Origin of the sequence: Paenibacillus sp. GCM10028914 (genome assembly GCF_042666275.1) — a bacterium.
Classification (GTDB): Bacteria; Bacillota; Bacilli; order Paenibacillales; family Paenibacillaceae; genus Paenibacillus_AQ.
Genome location: NZ_JBHTFO010000017.1, coordinates 494784 through 515966 on the forward strand (window position 1 = coordinate 494784; position 21183 = coordinate 515966).

Here is a 21183-nt window from a genome sequence, read left to right on the forward strand (position 1 = left end):
TTTATAAGCGCTTACCCGATAAATCCTTCCACACATAACTCCTAGTCCAAATGAACACAATAATTCTGCGGTTCATTGCAGCTTAATAAGGAGGTACAACCAATGCAGTTTCTAGGGCACGTCGTTCGATTTATCGTATCCGCGCTTGTTCTGATGCTTGTAGGGTGGATCGTTCCTCAATTCAGTGTTGGCGGATTTGGTAGTGCACTATTGCTCGCTCTGGTGATTGCAGGTATAGGATGGATTATCGAAAGTGTGTTTGGAGCACGAGTCACGCCATTTGGACGTGGTATCGTAGGATTTTTGGTCAGTGCACTAGTCATCTACCTGGCTCAGTTTATAATCACTGACGTCAGAGTAACGATACTTGGAGCATTGCTCGCCGCGCTCGTCATCGGTATCATCGACCTGTTTATCCCACTCGCAGCCCCCTTCGATAGTACTCGAGCTGAAAAAAAATAACTACAAATGCACAAACCCCTGTTCAATTGAGAATAGGGGTTTGTGCATTTGATAACAAAAATAAATGACACTACTCCTGTAATATTCACCAATTATTCATAATCATTCCTGCTCACAAACCATTTTTTTACGTTATCATAAAGATAAATGACACAAAATATTAATAGTTGGGAGAGAATTATATGAGAAAAGCACTTGCATTAATCGCATCCTGCATGTTGTTGTTTGTTCTGGCAGCCTGCGGTGCAGATAAAGACGCAGCTCCATCCAATGGGACAGGCGTAACGGATACAGGTGTTGCACCTGAAGCTGAGCTTGTTATAAGCGCAACTGACTATCAATTTGATAAACAAGAGTACACGCTTAAAAAAGGCGTTCCTGTACAGATCACATTTAAGAACGAGCAAGGTAATCATGGTGTAATGATCCCTGCACTAAATCTGCAGCTCAATAGCAAGAACAACACAGCTGTGGTCACGCCGGATAAAACAGGTACATTCGAAATCTCCTGCTCTATCATGTGCGGATCAGGCCATTCTAAAATGATCTCAAAACTAATTATCGAAGAGTAGTCTCAAATAGCATGCGCAGTCAAATATAATAAGCATGACAATAACCTCCAGAATTCCAAGGAAATATCACTTGTGAATCTGGAGGTTTTACTATTAACGTTGATCCTGTTCGATCAATTCAATCCATTCATTATACTCAACTTGAAGCTTGGCGTACTCATCTTGCAGCTTCTGATGTTCCTCTTGGAGCTTATCCGATTTCTCCAGCTGGATTTCTCGCTCCGCTTGAAGTAAACGGTATTGATGCATGACCATTTCATACTGTTCACCTAACTGAGACAGCTGTTCTGATGCGGTTTTCTTCTCATCTTCTAGCTGCTCACATGTCTGACGTGACGAGGCTATTTCCTGTCGCCAAGAGTTCATTTCCTCTCTCAAAACCCTCTCAGTCTGCCCCCACTCTTCTCGCTCAGCGATAAGAGCTTCATATTTACTGCGCCATTCTGCCATTTCTTCCTCAACCAGTTTTAACAACTCATTCTGCTCTTGATCACGGCTTTCCCGTTCAGTCACAGACTTACGCAGCTCAGCAAGTTGACCTGAAACTGTATCATACTCCTCTTCCAACATGGAATACATTTTCTGAGTCTCTTCATCACGAGCTATCGCTTCATTGCTAACTTTCTCCAACTCTTCGATTTTGAGTTCAAGTTCATGTCGTTTCTCTTCGGAACTCTGATATCTCGCTTTATCCTGCTTCGCTTCATCCTTGAGTACATTCAGTTCTTCTTGAAGATTCTTCATCCCTTCTTCAAGTGTCTCGGAAACCTCCAGCGCCTCAACCATACGCATCTCCAAATCTCCGATTTCCTCTTGGCGTTGTTCAGCAAGCGTACTCCATGACTTAACCTCTGTATTCAGACGTTGAATATCCTCATGCAACTTGCGCGAAGTCTGATTGGCATCCACAACAAGCTTCTGTAGGCGGCGCCGTTCTTCTTCCGATTTCACCGACTCTTCCTTTAAACGATCACGATCTTCAGTAAGTTGCAGGACATTGGCTTTAGCCGCTTGCAGCTCTTTATTTGAACTATCAAGTTGACCCTGTGTCTGCTGGAGATTATCCTTCAGTTTAGCTGACTCTCCCTTTAATGTGGCAAGCTCTTTCTCTGTTCCAGTCAAACGAGCTTGAAGATTGTTTCCGGTATTCTGAAGTTCAGATATTTTCTTCTCTAATGACTGCACAGAAGTTTTATGCTGCTGATCCTGCTGCGAAGCAGACTGCTTGTACTTCTGTTCCAACTGCTGAACTACCTGAGCATGTTTCTGCTCAGCCTGTTGAGAAGAGCGCTTTGAATTTTGCTCCAGTTGCTCTATAGTTTGCTTATGATTTTTCTGTAATTGTTGAATTTGACTTTCATGCTGGCGTTTCAACTCTTCGATGGCCTGTTTGTGACTTTTCTCTAAATCCCCAGTCTGCTGAGCAAGCCGCTGTTCTAATTCCTGCTTCTCCTTCTGGATCTGAGTCACGCGTTCAGATTCTTTATGCAGAAGCTCTTTATTACGAGCAGATTCCGCAGTTAATTTCTCTTTCAAATCTGCAAGCTCAGAAGCACGAAGTGTCTGCTCGCTTAGTTTGCTTTCAAGCTCCTGTTTCTTCTCTTGAAATGCTTCCTGCTGTTCGGATTGCAGCGCCTGAATTCGAGCCAATTCAGAGCGGAGCTCACTCCGTTCCGCAGTAAGCAGCTTCACCTCATGTTGGAACTGTTGCATCTGCACAGCTTCTTCAGCCATATGTACGGCAGCAAGCACCGCAATTCTCGGCGTATCTAAGCGGTTATGAGCTTTTGAAATTGTTCGCATACGTTCATCGACATAATTGGCTACCTGTTTCATATATTCGCCGCTGCTGCCTACGAGTTTATAGGAAGTTCCGTAGATTTCTACGGTAACACGTGTACGATCTGGTGTAGTCACAGTTGTGCCCTCCTTCAATTGTGTGTTGATTCTATGATGTCTTTACGATCGTGCCTCTTTCTACATTATATATGAGAAAGGCCCTCTAGACGAACTTGAAGAACGCATGACCGTATTTTTCCTGTATATGGTTCGATCAGAAGTCTGCTCCCCTGACCCAAAATGTTATCCTGTTACACTTTGTTTCTAAATCTTCAAATATTTCATAAAAAAACCGCATCGAATGTGTATTCGATGCGGCTTTCCCCAATTCCTTCTATTTTCTCAATTCCGCACCAAAAGTTTGCTCTAGTGCCTGAACTGCCTTTTCATTAGCCGCTGCAACTTCCTCATCGGTAAGCGTCCGCTCCTGATGACGATACGTTAAGGAGATAGCGACACTCTTCTTGCCTTCACCTAGCTTGCTTCCCGTAAAGACATCAAACACCTGTACGTTCTGCAGTAGCTCACCTGCATGTTCACGAATGACACTAATCAGAGCCCCAGCTTCTACTGTCTCATCAACCACGATCGCCAGATCACGTTCCATCGCAGGGAAACGCGGAAGATCACGATACTGTACACGACTGCTTGCAAGATCATATAGTGGCTCCAGCAAAATTTCAGCAACATACGTATCTTCAAGATCTTGATCTTGCTGAATCTGAGGGTGAACCTGTCCGAGTACTCCAAGCTTCACCTTGTTCCCGCCATCCTGAACATATACAGATGCGGAACGTCCCGGATGGAATCCATCTGGCTGGTCAGCCTCATAAGTGATCAGCTCGCTATTCATACCAAGCAAGTCGAATATCGTTTCAATTGCACCCTTAAGATCAAAGAAATCGACCTTTTCGGGCTGTACATTCCATTGTTTGCTTCCAATACGACCGGTCAATAACAAACCAAGAACTGGTCTTTCTAGCGGCTGCTTCGTCAATGTTTCTTCATCTGTATGGAACAGGTTTCCGATCTCGAACAAAGCAAGATCCGGATGTTTACGGTTAGCATTGTAAACAGCGATATCTAGCAGCTGAGGAATCAGACTTGTACGGAGAACTCCGCGATCTTCACTCATTGGCATCGCCAGTTTTACAGCTTTACCCCCATCACCAAGGGATGTGAATTCTTCTGCTTGTTGTGGATGAATGAATGAATATCCAAGTACTTCCTGCCATCCTGCATGGGTCATAAGATGCCGGATACCACGTCGAATGGCTTGGGACTTCGTCAATGCTCCTGGTGTTGTCGGTCCTTCAATCGCGGTTGTCGGGATGTTATCGTAACCGTATAAACGAGCAATTTCCTCAATAAGATCTACATCAAGTTGAATATCACCACGGCGAGTTGGAACCTGAACTTCGATCAATCCAGTTTCCACATCCCCGCAATCAAAGTGTAGACGAGCGAATATCGTCTTGACCTCAAGCAAAGACAAATCAGTTCCGAGGTAGCGGTTCAATTTCTCTAATGAAAGCTCAATGACTTTTGGCTTCGCAGCAGCTTCTCCAGCCTCCACGATTCCTTGATGAACCGCACCACCAGCATATTTTGCCATAAGAGCAGCCGCGCGATCCAGAGCAGGGATGACCCTTGCCGCATCGACTTCCTTCTCGAAACGGGAGCTTGCTTCAGAACGAAGTCCCAGTTGGCGCGATGTTTTACGAACGGTTCCACCGTCAAACTTAGCCGACTCCAAGAAAATATTAACGGTGCCGTCTGTCACTTCGGAATCCAATCCACCCATAACTCCCGCCAGTGCAACCGGCTTGCCTCCTGCTGTAATGACCAACATATGTGGTTCTAGACGTCTCTCCTGACCATCAAGTGTTGTCATGGTTTCGCCTTCTTTAGCCATCCGAACAAGCACTGCACCTTCAGCCAGTTGATCTGCATCGAAGGCATGCAGCGGCTGACCGTATTCGAGCATAACGTAGTTGGTAATATCAACAATGTTATTGATCGGACGAACACCAGCTGCCATCAATCGATTCTGCATCCAAAGTGGTGACGCGCCGATTGTGACACCTGTAATATAACGGGCAGCATAGTGAGGGCACTGCTCTGTCGCTTCAATAGAGATAGAAATATGGTTTTCTGCCGAATCACTAACCTCCATAAGCTCTTTATCCGGTTTAGGAAGGGATACTTCACGCCCCAAAATTGCACTTACCTCATAAGCTGCACCTAGCATACTAAGACAGTCGGACCGGTTCGGTGTCAGATCCAGCTCAAGCACTTTATCATCAAGCCCAAGCACCTTCGTGATTGGCTCACCGATTTCCGTATCTGCCGGCAGCACCAAAATCCCTTCTTGTAAATCCTTCGGCAGCAGCTTATCGTTCATACCCAGCTCTTTCGCAGAGCAGATCATTCCCTGAGAGAGTACGCCGCGCAGCTTCGCCTTTTTAATATCAAATCCGCCCGGAAGTTTAGCCCCGATCATGGCAACAGGCACCTTTTGACCTGCATCGACATTCTTAGCACCGCATACGATCTGCAGATCTTCTTCCTGTCCTACATCCACAATACAAATATTTAATTTATCAGCATCCGGATGCTTCTCCTTACTCTTCACATAACCAACAACTACTTTATTAATCCCTTGATTGCGATCCTCAATAACATCGATTTCGATACCTGCCGAGGTGATGCGGCTTGCCAGCTCTTCAGCTGATACGCCTTCCAGGGAAACATAATCAGACAACCATTCGGTTGATACTCTCATGAACGTTCACTTCCTTCTCTTGTTTAAAGTTATATCCGTGCAAATTGCTTCAAGAATGACATATCGTTATTGTAGAAATGACGGATGTCGTCTACGCCATATTTCAGCATCGCAATCCGTTCTACACCCATACCGAATGCAAAGCCGCTATACTTCTCCGGATCATATCCACCCATCTCGAGAACTTTCGGATGAACCATACCACAGCCCAAAATTTCAAGCCAACCCGTTTGCTTACACACACGACAGCCGCTGCCGCCACATCTTACACAAGATACATCTACTTCAGCACTTGGTTCAGTGAACGGGAAGAAGCTCGGGCGAAGACGGATTTGTGTGTTCTCGCCGAACATCTCGCGAACAAATTGCAGCAAGGTACCCTTCAAATCACTCATGCGGATATTGCTGCCGATTACAAGCCCTTCAATTTGGTGGAACTGGAAGGAGTGTGTTGCATCATCATCATCACGGCGGAATACACGGCCAGGGCAGATAATCTTAACCGGTGTCTCCCCTTTCATGTCAAGCATCGTCCGAGCCTGAACAGGTGATGTCTGTGTACGCATAAGCAGATCCTCAGTTAAGTAGAAGGAGTCCTGCATATCACGAGCCGGATGGTTTTTCGGCAGATTAAGCGCTTCGAAGTTGAAATAATCCGTTTCTACTTCAGGACCTTCTGCTACACGGTAACCCATACCGATAAAAATATCCTCGATATCCTGAATAACACGACTTAGCGGGTGAACGGAGCCTTGAGCCATCTTTCTTCCTGGCAGCGTAACGTCCACTTTCTCTGCACGAAGGCGCTCTTCCGTTTCCTTCCGCTGAAATTCCTCCTGCTTACTCGTGATCACGGATTCAATAGCTCCGCGCACTTCGTTACCGACTTGACCAATAACAGGACGTTCTTCTGCACTCAGTGACCCCATCCCTCTTAGAATTTCGGTCAGAGCACCTTTCTTACCTAAATACTTAACACGCAAATCATTCAAAGTTTGCGGATCAGTAACCTCCTGCAGTTGGGCCAACGCCTCCTGCTTTAGTGCTTCCAATTTTTCTTTCATGGCCTTTCATGCCCCCTTCATCAATCTCAAATAGACATACAAGTTCAACACAACCAGTATTTCACAAATTACTTACAACAAAAAAAGGCCTTTTCTCCCGAAAGGGACGAAAAGACCGTGGTACCACCCTTGTTAGCATGCTTGAAATGATATCCCTAACGATCGTTATTGATTCATTATTAAGCCATATGCTCACTTTAACCGACATAACGTGTCGGAAGCCGTTATCCCCTACTTAAGCGGCAAATGCCGTGTTCAAGGAACTGCTCCGGAGCGAACTTCAACAGCCTGTTTCTATAGAGACGCTCTCAATCCTCGACGTCTCCTCCCTGTAAAGAGGCACTGCCTACTCTTCTCCATCAACGCATTTAATTTGTTCAACTTATATAGCCTATATTATATTCAATTATGTCTGACATGACAAGTTTATATGCCTAATTCGCTGCCTGACAAACCGCCTGTTATTGGTCTATAAGCACCCGCGTTCTCTTGAACAAGCTGACGACCATTTGGATCATCTCCTCACTATGGATTCAGATCAGTATTAGGAGCATCATGCTCAGGTTAATGCTGAGCATGATGCAAAATGATCATCACCTGCGCAGCTGTTCCAACTCCTGACGGAGTATTCTTATTTCAGCCAATTGCTGTGCCCCTTGATCACTGTTATCCGCTGTCACTTCCAGAAGCTCCTGAATTCTGAACTCCAACTCCATCCGCCGATTTTCTCTCTGGCTGTCTCCTCTGATGACATTGACCCGGGAGTTCTGTTCCTCCTCCTCATCAACGCTTCCTTCAAACCAAACGGGCTGCTGCCCTCTATTCAATGTAAGCAGACGATTCGCAAGCTTCCGAACCAGGTAACGGTCATGGGAGACGAGCGCTATAGCTCCAGGGTAATCTTCAAGCACCTGCTCAATCACTTCCCTAGTATCTACATCAAGATAATTGGTCGGCTCATCAAGAACCAAGAGATGGGCACCACTGAAATACAACTTAAGAAATGCAGCCCTGCACTTCTCGCCCATACTTAAATCACCAATCTTCTTAAATACATCATCTCGACTAAATAAAAAGCATCCAAGAAGCGTCCGCGCCCGACTCTGGGTCATATCTGGCAGTACTAATAAACTATCCAGAAGCGTGATGTTCAAGTCCAATCCATCCAACTCCTGTGAGAAATAACCGATATTTAAAGCCGGATGCCTTACAATCTTGCCGTGATTCGGTTCAATCTCACCCATAAGAAGCTTAAGCAGTGTCGTCTTACCGCTTCCGTTCGGACCTCGAATAGCCAATCGGTCACCACGAAATAATTGAAAACGGAGATGTTTGAACAGACTTTCCTGTCCAAAACCAAAATCTAAATCCTCCACCCGTATTAGCATTCGGGCTCCCAAAGTCTCCCCACTCAGCTTCATGTTAAGCTTCGGATCATTCCGCGGCTTATCCACAGCTTCAGCTTCAAGCCGTTCAAGCTCCTTCTGCTTCGCATGGTAACGGGAGATATTCTTTTTAGCTTTGGCTTTATAGAAACTCGCTGTAATTTTCACTTCATTTTGGTGACTGGCTGAATTATGTGCCTGATGAAACCATTCCTGATATCTACGGATTGACTCCTCAAGTGCTTTACGGGCTAACTCTTGCTTTCGATTCAGCGCTTCTTGTTCACGCAGCTCCCTTTCTTTCTCTTGCCGGTACGCAGAATATCCACCCTTGTACCTCTTTAACCCCTCAGACGTTAGTTCGCAAGTTGCTGTAGCCACCTTATCCATGAACTCCCGATCATGGGAGACGAACAACACCGTCCCTTTGTAGGCAACCAGCCATTGTTCAAGCCATATAAGACTCTCTCCATCCAGATGATTGGTTGGCTCATCAAGAAGAAGCAGCTGCGGTTCAGATACAAGAAGAGAAGCCAAATGAGCACGTGTCTTTTGCCCTCCGCTCAGCTCCTGGAACTGGACGTTCCACAGCTCTGAACTGATACCAAGCATAGTCATTGCCTTTTCCACTTCAGTTTCCCACTGAAAACCGTTCTTCGTCTCATATTGGTCCAAGAGATGCCCATATTTCTCAACCAGTTCTGCACTGTCATCTTGACTTGGGAGCTGCATAAGCTGCTCCAGTTCAGTCATTTGCTGTTTCAAACGCCACAGCGATGCATTACTGCCTTGCCGAACGGTTTCAAGTGCAGTTAAACAATCTTCAGATTCATCTTGCTGCTTAAGCCAACCCCAGCGGTCGCGCGTTATCCGGGCCTCCACCCGTCCGGTGGTAGGTTCACGCTCTCCAGTCAATATAGACAGTAGCGTAGATTTTCCTGAACCATTTCTACCAAATAGAGCTACACGTTCTCCTTCTGCAAGTTCAAATTGTATATTCGAGAACAGAAGAACGCCCTGCAGTTCAATACTAATATCTGTTGCTTTTAAAATCGTTGTCATATTCCTCATCCTTTCCTTGTGAAAACTCACGAAAAAACCGCAGACGGCAGTCTGCGGCGGATGATCGGAAATTATATATCTGAAAGTCATTACGAGGTTATAGGGAATATTTCAAAGACTGTTCATTCCACACACAGCCGCTTCTTGGATATATCAAAGAAGCAAAATCCCGAAATAATCTCGTCGATTCATACGAAGTTACCGTATCATCTTTTTCAGACACACTAATTCTTCCTCTCTACCGCCGTAGAGAAAACGCCTGCATAACGCTTGCAGTTGTCGAAAGAAAAAGGTGTCTTACTTCATCGGATTAGGTTACCTCACATTTCTTGGAATGAATTGGCCTCATTATACAATATGCTATCCTCATTGTCTACCTACGATCATCTAGATCAATCAAGCTTAACTCCGAAGCCAAGTCTTTGTGCTTCACGAAAATAATAACCTGCAACAGCAATGTCGAAGACCGCCAATCCCATAGGGTTAAAAAACACAGTGCCTTCTGTCCCGCTGTGTATGAGTGCACCACGACACACGACATCCGTAAGCGTAATAACATCTGTAGACTGTAATCCATATTGAAGATGAAGCTGCTCCACATCTGTATTCTCACGGCACACTTCATTCCAATCATCAACAACAATCGTTCGTATAGCTGAAACGCTCTCTGGCATATAATCGCGAAGAGATACGCCAAGCAGCAATACATCTTCACTTGGAGCCTCATCAATGTAACGCTGAGCCGAAACCGTACATGTGGCAATGATGTTAGCATGCCGATATGCACTGCGCCAGTCCTCCGCTATCAACGTAATCCCCCGCAGCTCACATGGTATCGTCTCCGGATCAATGCCTCTTAGATCATACAAAATGACTTTCTCTAGCTCATCTCCAAGAAGAGCGGCACACATATCCAGATGGAGTCGTCCGATGGGCCCCCAGCCGATAATCGCTAAGCGAATCCCCTTGGTCTGCCTGGCTCTCATGTAGGCTTGAAGCATGATGCCGCTGACTGCAGCTGTTCGAAGTCCACTCAGAAGTCCGCTGTTCAGAAATGCTAACGGCTCACCCGTAGCCGAATCATTTAATATGACCGTATTATGCGCTCTTGGTAAGCCGTGGAGATGATTACTCGGAAAACTCGCAATCCATTTAATCCCGGCCAGATCATGCCCTCCTCCAACGTATGCTGGCATCGCAATAATCCGATTCTCGGGATTTCTGAATCTTAAATAGGGCTTTATCGGATGCACACAATCTCCTTCATCCTCAAGCCTGACGACATCTTGAATGACACCCGTCAACATATACCAATCAATACCTAGCGCCCGAATGTGAGTATCGTTCAAATACAACATTAATTTACTCCCCCTGATTACAGCAAGGAGTAAACCCAAGCTGCTGCTGAACCCATTCGTCATTAAATAGTGTATCCAAGTACCTCTCCCCTCGGTCAGGTAAAATTGCTGCACATACAGCCCCTTTTGGAATATGCGCTTTCATCTTAAAGATCACAGAAATCACACCGCCTGAGGAGGCACCCGCCATAATCGCTTCCCGGTCAAGTAATTGCCGACAGCCCTCTACACAATCCAGGTCGGTTACATACCGTACCTCATCCGCAATCCCTTGTTGGTAGAGCTCAGGGATCACACCCGCTCCGAGACCCGGGAACTGACGCGCACCCTTCATTCCTCCAAAAATAACACTCCCCGCCGCATCAACCGCCACTATTTTCGTATGCAGCTGCTTAGCCTTGATATAATCTGCACAGCCGCGAATCGTGCCGCAAGAGCTCACTCCGCAAAACAAATAATCCACAGATCCGAGCTCTTCAGCAATTTCCTTCATCGTCATTTCCATGTGAGACAGACTGTTATCTCGATTTCCATACTGATTCGTCCAATAGGCATATGGAATTTGTCTGACCAGCTCTTTGACCCGGCGTATTCGTGCTGGAAGATACTCCCCCGTCCACTCATCCGGCTTCGTTACAAGATCGATCTCTCCACCGAAACATCGAATAATATCCTTGTGCTGCTCTGTCGTCCGAGGATCTACCACACATATAAAACGCAAGCCCAAGTAACGACACAATTGAGCTAAGCTAATAGCCAAATTACCTGAGCTGGACTCGACAATGACACTTTTCTCCGTTATATCCCCCCGGCTTATCGCTTCCTTCAGTAAGTAGAGTGCTGGTCGATCCTTAGCGCTCCCCCCGGGATTCATTCCCTCCAGCTTTCCGTATACATCAAAGGGCTCGCCATGAAACAGTCGAGATAATCGAATGAGGGGCGTACGACCAATAGCTTCAACAATCCCTCCTTCAAGCTTCATACTTATCCCTCAACTTTTCCATAGTATATTTTTTTATGTTTAACTCTACTCCGTTGTTCCTCATCATCAAAGCCGCCTCTCACTACCTGAATCCGGCTTAAAATTCCCGAATGAATCATGGCTCCAATTGCGGGAATACGCTCCTCCAATGCTTGCCTTATAACTTCCAGTCGCTCTTCTGCCTCACTGGATCGACTCTGATAGTCCGGTTTGTCTGGATTGTATACAATCACCTTCAGGCTATTTCCATCCATCTGAACTCGAATGCTGCTCATCTGTCCGAGCTGTTGATGAACGACATCTTCAATATCGTAAATACTTATTTTTTCACCGTGTTTCAGATCCGGACCAATTCGTTTGACAATGCTCTGAAAGCTCATTCTCTCCACACCATTTACGATAATAGGACGTAAATCACGCACCACATCATAGGTTACGTAACGAAGCGCAGGAAAAGCTTCTCTTACCGTTGATGTCAGAACGAGTACTTGCTCATGATTCGGCAAAGGCTCAAGCTCTTCTTCGAGCATTTCCGTGCCCACGCCTTCAGCAACTATGCCATCCGCAAACAAGTAACGACCGTACTCATGTGAGTAATACGCCAATGTCCCGATTTCAATAGAGCCGTAAGTGTCCGTGATTTGCTCCTCTGCAATACCTAGACATCCTGCCACCTGACGAATCCAGCCAGCTGGCGCCATTTCCCCGACAAGAATAACATGCCTTATTCCATATGATTTGGGATTATCCGATTGCAGCAATATTCGATCCAAAATTGATGGCATGGTGTAAAGCACCTCAGGCTTATAACTCTCGAGCCGTTCCAAATGCTGCTCAATAGGCAAGGTAAAAGGAATGGAGTCGGCCTCAAGCCCAAGCCGACGGAACACTTCAACTGCGGTTACCTCTGCGTGACCTGTACCCATATCTGCTAAAGCGGTTTGATAGCCGGCCGAGCCCATAATGGACCTGAATATTTCCAACTTAATTTGCATATAGGCATCTTCATCTGCTTGAGAATAATATATTAATTTCCGTTTGCCTGAGCTCGTACCAGAAGTATGGTATTTATGAAGACCACCTAACTGTGAAAGAGGTTGATCGGATAAGTAATAGTATTTTTCTAGGACAGATGCACTGATCAACGGTAGCTGTTTCAATTCGAGACTTTTGTTCTTCGAAAGAGATCCAAGCAAGGAGGCGTACCAAGGACAATACATCCCCATCCGTTCAATAATCTGATGTAATTCTCCTGACGTGACCACAAGCAGCCTCCCTTTCACTTTAGGTACATTCGCCCGTTTTATCACCATTCACTGTATGCAAGAAGCTCCTGCCATGTTCTTATACATCAATATACTGCATGAATTATAGGTACTCTCCCTTAAAGGAATAGGTAAGAAACCATACCGCCCCAAATTCCTCGCCATATAATAGACTATTATCCACCACCTGCCTATTAAGAAAGAGGAGGGATACAGCCATGGCCAAAAGAATTCTGGTGAGTAAAATGCTCAAAACCAATCTGATGCATAACAATCCCACACTCGCAAAATATATTCCGCTTACCAAACGCTTGAAAAGAGATCTATTGTCTAGCATGCTGGATCAACATGGCATGGTTTATGTAAAACCGGACCAAGGCTCTCAAGGAAATGGAGTCATTCGAATAGAGAAAATAAATAGAAGCTACCGTTATCAAAACGGGCTTCAGATTTTCACGTTTACAACCTTTAATTCCATGTATGCTTCCCTACGTAAACACTTCAATCATAAGAAGTATATTATTCAAAAAGGGATTCATCTGCTCAAGCATAAAGGTCGCCCTTTCGATTTCCGGGTGATGATTCAACGTAATCCAAAACGAAAGTGGGAATGTACAGGTACACTCGGACGGCTTGCTCACCCAGGCAAAGCTGTGACCAATGGAAGCCAAGGAGGAACAATCTACGACCCTTCACTGCTGTTATCACCTCTAATCCAAACGCGTACTTCTGCTGTACTGCGTCATATGAATAGACTTGCCCATCTGACTGCCTCTCAACTAAGCCAGACACATCCCCAACTTAACGAACTCGGCCTAGACATTGCTATAGACCGAAGTCTTAAACCATGGATTTTGGAAGTCAATACCTCTCCTGACGCCGGACCATTCTCTCTCCTTCCAAATCCTAAAATTATTCGAACCATTGTTGCATACGGTAAAATTTATGGAAAACATCATCGTAGCTCATGCACTAAAGCAAAGAAAGCACCTGGAAGTAGCAGAGGTTAACGATTTGAACCCTCTATCTACACGGTTTTTCTTATCCATATAAAAACGGCTGCATAGGCGTCGAACATTTCAACGATACCTACACAGCCGTTATATTGTACAAATAGAAGTATAATAGCTTATCTATCAAAAAAAGCCTCCCACTGCTATAATTAGCAGACAGAAGGCTTGATTATGTATAATGGAGCGGGTGATGGGAATCGAACCCACGCTACCAGCTTGGAAGGCTGGAGTTCTACCATTGAACTACACCCGCATAAGTAACAATCGGGATGACACGATTTGAACATGCGACCCCCTGGTCCCAAACCAGGTGCTCTACCAAGCTGAGCTACATCCCGTTAACATTTATGCTGTCCTGAAGACAAAAATAAATATACCATGCTGATTCGACAAATGCAACTGGTATTTTAATACAATTGAATCCAAGGCTTCTTCCCACGGCAATTTCGACATTTTGAGAATATAAACGTTCATAATTCAAAAAAGGACGAAGTCAACTCAATAGAGTTCCTGACTTCGACCTTTTAATTTCACTTTATTATTTATCAAATGTAACTTCTGGCGTTGTCAGTTTGTCATAAAACTCGACAGCTTTATCTTTATCAGCTGAAGCCCGAAGTGCCATCGCCGAACGTGGATGTTCATCCAGCGTACCTGTAATCATGTATGGAATGAGGTAGCCCCACTCTTCTTTTTCTCGAAGTGGAATCATAAAACGCTCAATGACATCAAGTACAGGACGAAGTGTATATTTGGTTCCTTTTAGATGTGTTACCAGCAATTCTGTCGGACAGTTACCAGCAGCACGTCCCATCCCATAAACAGACGCATCCAGTAACTCCACACCGTTCTCAGCCGCAACCAAGGTGTTCGAGAAAGCGAGTTGCATATTGTTATGTGTATGTACACCCAATCGTTTATTAGGTAAGTGGGTTTTAAATTTATCTACCAAATATTTAAAGTCATTATGATCTAGGCTTCCATAGGAATCAACGATATAAACAACATCAACCACACTTTCCTTGATCATTTCAAACGCTTCCAGAAGCTCGTTCTCCATAACGTTAGATAAGGCCATAATGTTGATTGTTGTTTCATATCCGCGATCATGGAAGGTCTGAACAAGTTCTAATGCTTTGTCTACATCTTTGATGTAACAAGCTACACGAATTAAATCGAGCATACTTTGTTCACGTGGCAAAATATCATCCTCATCAACACGGCCGATGTCAACGAGTGCTGACAACTTTGTTTTTCCTTTTTGAGGGAGGACTTCACGGAGAAAATCGTCATTCAGAAAACGCCATGGACCTGCTTGATCGGCCCCCTTCAGTAACTTTGGAGAGTTTTTATAACCGATTTCCATATAATCCACGCCTGCCTCATTAAGGCCAGCGTACAAATTTTGCACAAATTCAACGCTAAAATCCCAGTTATTCACTAATCCGCCATCGCGAATCGTACAGTCTACAATTTTAGTACTGCTCTTTTTCATCCAAACTTAACTCCCTTCATCCAAGTTTTTCTCTTCATCATACTTGAACGCTTGCCGAAAAGTAAAGAAAAAAAGTCCACCTTAGCGGACTTTATCGGATTGCGGCAATTATTCTGTTATGTGCTGCGTAGTATCATATTAAGTATTAGACATTTCAATGATTGGAAGCGTTATCACAAACTGTGTTCCTATTCCGACCTGGCTATCCACGGCAATTGAACCTCCGTGATTTTTAATAATTCGGTAACTTACCGATAAGCCAAGCCCAGTTCCGCCCTCTTTGGTCGTAAAGAACGGATTAAATAGATGATTGAGTGTGTTTTGATCCATACCCGCGCCATTATCAGATATTAGAATGTTAACTTGTTTTTCGTTTTGCTCCAAACCAATTTCAATGATTCCATTGTTATTCTCATCATTCTTTCCATCAATCGCATCCAATGCGTTTTTAATCAGATTTAGAATAACCTGTTTAATCTGCTTAACATCAACCGATATAAAGCTTGGGATCTGCTCGGAATGCTGAAGGATAATTTCACAATTCTTCATTAGAGCTTCACTTTCAGTTAGAAGAACTACCTCTTTCAGTAATGAAGCTACTGGAATAATAGTGGTCTGCGGAGCAGAAGGTTTAGAAGAGTTCAGAAACTCGTATATGATATCGTTTGCGCGATCGATTTCTGTCAGTATAATTCTTGCATATTCATCTTTTCCCAGCCTCATTAAATGAGGACGAAGAAGCTGGATAAATCCTCGAATTGACGTCAATGGATTCCGGATTTCATGTGCTATTGAGGCTGATATTTTGCCAAGCATGGCCAACTTGTCATTTTGATAAGCGGTCTGCTCGATCTGCTTAAAATCAGACACATCCTTAACACTGATCAAGAAATCGCCTTCCATTTGGTCACCATATGTCATCGTGATTAACCATGATCTTCCGCACTCATCCAGTAGCTCATGGAATCTTTTTCGGTGAAATATCGTTTCACGGTAAATTCGTATTATTTTCTTCCTCTTAAATCTGGTAATTTGGGGATGACGTAAAAGCTGAGTAAGGGTAGAGCCTATTAATGATTTACGTGGCACACCTAACAGCTTGGCCATCTGTACATTTACAAAGGCCAACACTCCAACACTATCAAAAAGAATGATTCCGCTGTCGAGATTCTCCAAAATATTCTCATACTTTGTTCTTACGAGGTGGTTGGGATGAAAGGATTGCATCTCCTCCATCTCAGTTCCTCGGACTTCACTCAACAAGATGGCTCCCTCCTTCTCAGAAAGATGAACTCGCTAAACACAATTTCCACACAAACACACTGGTATTAGTTTTTATAAAAACCAGTATTTGCCTTTTTAGTGCATTCTTCATGATAGTCACGTCTGCCGGAAAACGTCAATCAGAGATACTGTCGAAAAAAATCAGATCTCAGGAAATTCAAGGTTAACGTTTACTTTTTCGCAACTACGACCGTGTTTAGTATGGCATCTTACGAGATATGGCTGCCAATCTTGAAAATTTTTGTTTCATCTATATCTCAACGAAAAAGCCCTCTTGATGGAGGGCTTACCATTTGGTTACGCTTTTTGTTGAAGTCGAAGTCTACGTTGGCTCATTACTGCCAGCCTTCTCTTTAACTCACCTTGCCATTTCTCATCCTTCATCCACTTTGCCACCACTAATAAATCAAGTGACATATCAATCTGACTTTGGACAAACTCAAACACATCATCGGACTCCATGTTAACTACATTTTCAAAGATGGTTTCCTCATCTTCCATTACATAATCCTGAAAATCCACATGTTCCGCACCATCTCCGTGTGCGTATTCCGCTAAAATTTCATACTCGCTCTCCACCCGATAATGAACTTCCACTCGGTGGCAAACAGGACAAAACAACAGGGGAATATTATGCACCTGAGTTCGATAATGCTTCAACGTACCTTTAGTTCCAACCATACTAGCCCCACAGCAAAAACTCATATCATTCGCCCTCCCCTGTTTTGAATATTGTTAAAATATTGTATTCGCTTTCACCACTTGTAATTCCTTCAAGATAAATCACATTGTAAAAAATTGGTCCGATCGTCCTGCCACGAAAGTAAAAAGGCCTACACATATATGTTATATTTCAACTATTTTAGCCGAATTAAACATCAACTAACACACTTTTATCAAAAAAACCCCGTGCCTGAATTAACAGACACTGGGGTTCATTCCTAATCCAAATCAATGTTCTAGAATTACAAATGTCTGTCACCTGGTTTCCAGTTTATCGGGCACAGGCCACCAGATTGCAGAGCTTGCAATACACGAAGCGTTTCTTCAACACTGCGACCTACATCATTATGGTTAACAACTTGATACTTCAGTTCGCCTTCTGGATCGATGATAAACAGACCCCGTAATGCAATCCCCTCATCTTCGATCAAAACGCCATACTCTCTTGCAACATTCTTAGTGATGTCAGAAGCAAGAGGGAACTTCAGTGACCCGAGGCCGTTAGCGTCTTTAGGAGCATTGATCCAAGCTTTATGGCTGTGTATAGAGTCAATGCTTACCCCCAGCACTTCAGTATCCAGTGCCTTAAATTGATCATATGCATCGCTCAAAGCCGTAATTTCCGTAGGACATACTAAGGTGAAGTCAAGCGGATAGAAGAAGAACACAAGCCACTTTCCACGGTAGTCTGACAAGCTTACTTTTCCAAAATCTTTACCGTCTCCATATACCATTTCCATGGTGAAATCCGGTGCTGCCTTACCAACCAAACGTTCTGCCATGATTGATTTCCTCCTTGAGCTATATGTAAGAAGCTAAATCAGTCTCCCATGTCAACTTGAATATTGTTCCCCTAAACATACAAGATCGATGTTATCATTCGCATATATCTAAGTCAAATTGCAGAGGATTGGATCAATCATGGCTGATGTTTGTTATTTACGAATCGCTTTAGCAATCAAATCGCCCATCTGAGTGGTGCTTAACGCTTGGCTCTTGTCTACTGCAATGTCAGCCGTACGATGACCTGCATCGAGCACTTCTGCTACAGCACGCTCAATGGCATCTGCTGCTTCAGCATAACCAAATGTCAGACGGTACATCAACGCAACAGATAGGATCGTTGCAATCGGATTAGCCAACCCTTGACCCGCGATATCCGGAGCTGATCCGTGGACCGGCTCATACAATCCATAGTTCCCTTCACCCATTGAAGCCGATGCCAGCATTCCGATGGAACCTGTAAGCATAGCTGCTTCATCGCTCAAAATATCACCAAACATGTTCTCCGTTACGATAACGTCGAAGCTTGAAGGACGTCTTAGTAACTGCATCGCACAGTTATCGACTAGCACGTGCTCCAGCTCTACATCCGGATATTCTGGGGCAACACGGTTTACCGTTTCACGCCATAAACGCGATGTTTCAAGCACGTTCGCTTTATCTACAGAAGCAAGTTTCTTACGACGCTTTTGAGCAATCTCAAAACCTTGACGAACAATACGTTCTACTTCGGTTACGTTGTACACACAAGTATCTACTGCTTCTTCTCCACTTGCTCCCTCTCGTCTGAATTTCTCTCCAAAATAGATACCACCTGTAAGTTCCCGAACTACCATCAGATCGGTACCTTCAAGGACTTCCGGCTTCAATGTTGAAGCATCCTTCAGACAATCAAAGATAACAGCTGGGCGAAGGTTCGAGAATAACCCAAGCTCCTTACGGATACCGAGCAACCCAGTTTCTGGACGAAGCTCTTTTGGATTATTGTCCCACTGCGGTCCGCCGACAGCGCCGAGAAGCACTGCATCTGCATTTTTACATACGTTCAATGTCTCTTCCGGCAGTGGTGTTCCTTTCTGATCAATTGCAATTCCTCCGAACAATGCGTGTTCTGTTGTAAAAGAAAGACCGAAAATTTCTTCCGTGCATTTAATAATTTTTTCTGCTTCTGCTACAACTTCCGGTCCAATCCCGTCCCCCGAAATAACAGCGATCTTCTTCGTTTCTGTCATGGTTAGTCACTCCTTATTGGTATATACATGTTATACGTCCGGTTTATCCTAGTTATTGTTGTAACATATATTCCAATGGTTTGACCAAGATATAGAATCTATGAACTTTATAAGTTTTTCCTATAAGCCTTCGCTTATCTCATAAAGAAGCTCGCTCTAATGCTGCCGTGCAACAATAAACAGGCTCCCGAATGAAATCTCGGGAGCCTGTTTATTGTTTATTCACCAGTCGCTTAGGTGAATCAATGATATGTTACAATGTGACGCGATCACGTTGACTAAAGGTTTTGCGCTTTTCGATCAACTGATTAACCGCATCCACATAAGCACGGGCACTTGCTTCCAGGATATCTGTGCTAAGCCCCCGGCCTTGTGCGGCCACATCATTTTGCGACAGAACCACATGAACTTCACCTAATGCATCTTTACCACGAGATACAGACTTGATGGAATAATCAGAAAGAGTAACCTCTTCCGCTGTTACCTTATCAATAGCATTATAAATGGCATCAACTGATCCGTTTCCTTCCGCCTCTTCCTCAATGATTCCATTCTCCGTCTCGATCGCAACGCGTGCTTTAGGAGTCGAAGCATTACCATAAGTTACAAGCATCGTATCCAGCCTAAACACTTCCGGCGTGTCAGTTAGCTTCTCTTCCAGCAATGCGAGCAAATCATCATCATTAACTTCTTTTTTCTTATCAGCTAGAACCTTGAACTTGGCAAAAGCTTCATTCACCTGCTCCTCGCTCAGCTCATATCCAAGATCCAACAGCTTTTCACGGAAGGCATGACGTCCAGAATGCTTACCGAGTACCAATTTGCTTTCCTTGAGACCAATCGATTCCGGAGTCATAATCTCATAAGTCGTCTTTTCTTTCAGCATACCATCCTGATGAATACCAGATTCATGAGCAAAAGCATTAGCACCTACAATAGCTTTGTTTCCAGGAACAACCATCCCTGTCAGTTTACTCACAAGACGGCTAGTTCGAGCGATTTCAGTCAATTGCAGACCTGTCTTCGCTTGGAAGAACTCTTGACGGGTCTCCAGGGCCATAGCGATTTCTTCTATCGCCGTATTCCCTGCTCGTTCTCCTATTCCATTCACTGTACCTTCAATCTGATCTGCTCCGTTCATAATAGCCGCAAGTGTATTGGCTGTCGCCATACCAAGGTCATTATGACAGTGTGCACTCAGCTGTACCTTCTCGATATCTGGAACTGTTTCTTTCAAATATTTAAATATCGCACCGTATTCCGACGGATTCAAATAACCGACGGTATCCGGAATGTTGACCACATTGACACCTTCACGTACTGCCATGCCAACCATTTCAGCCATAAAGTCACGCTCTGTACGACCTGCATCCTCAAGCGAAAACTCAATCTTAGAGAAATACTTCTTGGCGTAACGGATTGCAGCCTGCGCTGTTTCCAGTACCTGGTTTTTCTCCATCCGCAGTTTAAACTGACGGTGAATTGGTGATGTCGCGAGGAATACGTGGATACATGGATCTTGCGCACCTTGGAGCGCTTCGCGGACGGCATCGATATCTTGCTCACGTGAACGAGACAGACCAATAACTGTCACATTCTTCACAGCTCGCGCTACAGCGTTCACAGCTGCCAAATCGCCCGGCGAAGCCGCAGGAAAACCAGCCTCCATGCGGTCGATTCCCAGCTTCTCAAGCTGATGGGCAATCTCTACTTTTTCTCGAGTGTTTAAGTTAACTCCGGGCGATTGCTCTCCATCCCGCAGCGTTGTGTCAAAAACATAAATCTTACGCATGCTGACACCTCCTTGAAGTTTATGGCTTTAGATAAACTTCCGGCGGCTGGAATATCGAACATCCCATACCGCCGGAATTAAAATAAT

16 protein-coding genes, 2 tRNA genes and 1 other annotated feature are annotated in these 21183 nt (G+C 44.4%); of the genes, 3 read left to right on the plus strand and 15 right to left on the minus strand.

What is annotated here, in order from left to right; translation table 11 throughout:
• The first annotated feature begins 102 nt into the window (after positions 1-102).
• Positions 103-462 (plus strand): phage holin family protein, encoded by a 360-nt coding sequence (locus ACFQV5_RS19745; protein ID WP_379249160.1) that lies wholly within the window; start codon positions 103-105, stop codon positions 460-462.
• A 182-nt stretch (positions 463-644) separates the two neighbouring features.
• Positions 645-1034: a cupredoxin domain-containing protein gene (locus ACFQV5_RS19750; protein ID WP_379249162.1), complete on the plus strand. Its 390-nt coding sequence runs from the start codon at positions 645-647 to the stop codon at positions 1032-1034.
• A 93-nt stretch (positions 1035-1127) separates the two neighbouring features.
• Here the strand turns inward: ACFQV5_RS19750 and ACFQV5_RS19755 are convergent, their stop codons facing one another.
• The 7 genes from ACFQV5_RS19755 to ACFQV5_RS19785 all read right to left on the minus strand — a co-directional run bounded on the left by ACFQV5_RS19755 (position 1128) and on the right by ACFQV5_RS19785 (position 12822).
• The gene (locus ACFQV5_RS19755; RefSeq protein WP_379249164.1) at positions 1128-2951 is read right to left on the minus strand and encodes a hypothetical protein; all 1824 of its coding nucleotides are present in this window, start codon (positions 2949-2951) and stop codon (positions 1128-1130) included.
• 256 nt (positions 2952-3207) lie between these two features.
• Entirely contained in the window at positions 3208-5658 is a 2451-nt protein-coding gene (gene pheT / locus ACFQV5_RS19760; protein ID WP_379249166.1) for a phenylalanine--tRNA ligase subunit beta, read from the minus strand.
• A gap of 29 nt (positions 5659-5687) precedes the next feature.
• Positions 5688-6722 (minus strand): phenylalanine--tRNA ligase subunit alpha, encoded by a 1035-nt coding sequence (gene pheS, locus ACFQV5_RS19765; protein ID WP_379249168.1) that lies wholly within the window; start codon positions 6720-6722, stop codon positions 5688-5690.
• A gap of 99 nt (positions 6723-6821) precedes the next feature.
• Positions 6822-7094, minus strand: a binding site (T-box leader).
• 221 nt (positions 7095-7315) lie between these two features.
• The gene (gene abc-f, locus ACFQV5_RS19770) at positions 7316-9169 is read right to left on the minus strand and encodes a ribosomal protection-like ABC-F family protein (protein ID WP_379249170.1); all 1854 of its coding nucleotides are present in this window, start codon (positions 9167-9169) and stop codon (positions 7316-7318) included.
• Between the two features lie 392 nt (positions 9170-9561).
• Positions 9562-10527 (minus strand): 2,3-diaminopropionate biosynthesis protein SbnB, encoded by a 966-nt coding sequence (locus ACFQV5_RS19775; protein ID WP_379249172.1) that lies wholly within the window; start codon positions 10525-10527, stop codon positions 9562-9564.
• A 4-nt stretch (positions 10528-10531) separates the two neighbouring features.
• A complete protein-coding gene (sbnA, locus tag ACFQV5_RS19780) occupies positions 10532-11509 on the minus strand; it encodes a 2,3-diaminopropionate biosynthesis protein SbnA (RefSeq protein ID WP_379249174.1) in 978 nt (325 codons plus the stop codon).
• Between the two features lie 2 nt (positions 11510-11511).
• Positions 11512-12822 (minus strand): phenylacetate--CoA ligase family protein, encoded by a 1311-nt coding sequence (locus tag ACFQV5_RS19785; protein WP_379249176.1) that lies wholly within the window; start codon positions 12820-12822, stop codon positions 11512-11514.
• Positions 12823-12992: 170 nt separating this feature from the next.
• Between ACFQV5_RS19785 and ACFQV5_RS19790 the strand changes: the two genes are divergently transcribed.
• Positions 12993-13784: a YheC/YheD family protein gene (locus ACFQV5_RS19790; RefSeq protein WP_379249178.1), complete on the plus strand. Its 792-nt coding sequence runs from the start codon at positions 12993-12995 to the stop codon at positions 13782-13784.
• Positions 13785-13966: 182 nt separating this feature from the next.
• Here the strand turns inward: ACFQV5_RS19790 and ACFQV5_RS19795 are convergent.
• The 8 genes from ACFQV5_RS19795 to ACFQV5_RS19830 all read right to left on the minus strand — a co-directional run bounded on the left by ACFQV5_RS19795 (position 13967) and on the right by ACFQV5_RS19830 (position 21096).
• Positions 13967-14040, minus strand: a tRNA-Gly gene (locus ACFQV5_RS19795).
• An 11-nt stretch (positions 14041-14051) separates the two neighbouring features.
• Positions 14052-14125 (minus strand) — tRNA-Pro (locus ACFQV5_RS19800).
• Positions 14126-14325: 200 nt separating this feature from the next.
• Entirely contained in the window at positions 14326-15282 is a 957-nt protein-coding gene (locus ACFQV5_RS19805) for an aldolase catalytic domain-containing protein (protein ID WP_379249180.1), read from the minus strand.
• A 138-nt stretch (positions 15283-15420) separates the two neighbouring features.
• Positions 15421-16518: an ATP-binding protein gene (locus tag ACFQV5_RS19810; protein ID WP_379249463.1), complete on the minus strand. Its 1098-nt coding sequence runs from the start codon at positions 16516-16518 to the stop codon at positions 15421-15423.
• A gap of 345 nt (positions 16519-16863) precedes the next feature.
• On the minus strand, positions 16864-17271 hold the full coding sequence (locus ACFQV5_RS19815; protein WP_379249181.1) for a hypothetical protein: 408 nt from the start codon (positions 17269-17271) through the stop codon (positions 16864-16866).
• A gap of 260 nt (positions 17272-17531) precedes the next feature.
• Complete coding sequence (locus ACFQV5_RS19820) at positions 17532-18071, minus strand: peroxiredoxin (RefSeq protein WP_379249183.1); 540 nt, start codon at positions 18069-18071, stop codon at positions 17532-17534.
• 153 nt (positions 18072-18224) lie between these two features.
• Positions 18225-19304 (minus strand): 3-isopropylmalate dehydrogenase, encoded by a 1080-nt coding sequence (gene leuB, locus ACFQV5_RS19825; RefSeq protein WP_379249185.1) that lies wholly within the window; start codon positions 19302-19304, stop codon positions 18225-18227.
• A 253-nt stretch (positions 19305-19557) separates the two neighbouring features.
• Positions 19558-21096: a 2-isopropylmalate synthase gene (locus ACFQV5_RS19830; RefSeq protein ID WP_379249187.1), complete on the minus strand. Its 1539-nt coding sequence runs from the start codon at positions 21094-21096 to the stop codon at positions 19558-19560.
• Positions 21097-21183 lie beyond the last annotated feature (87 nt).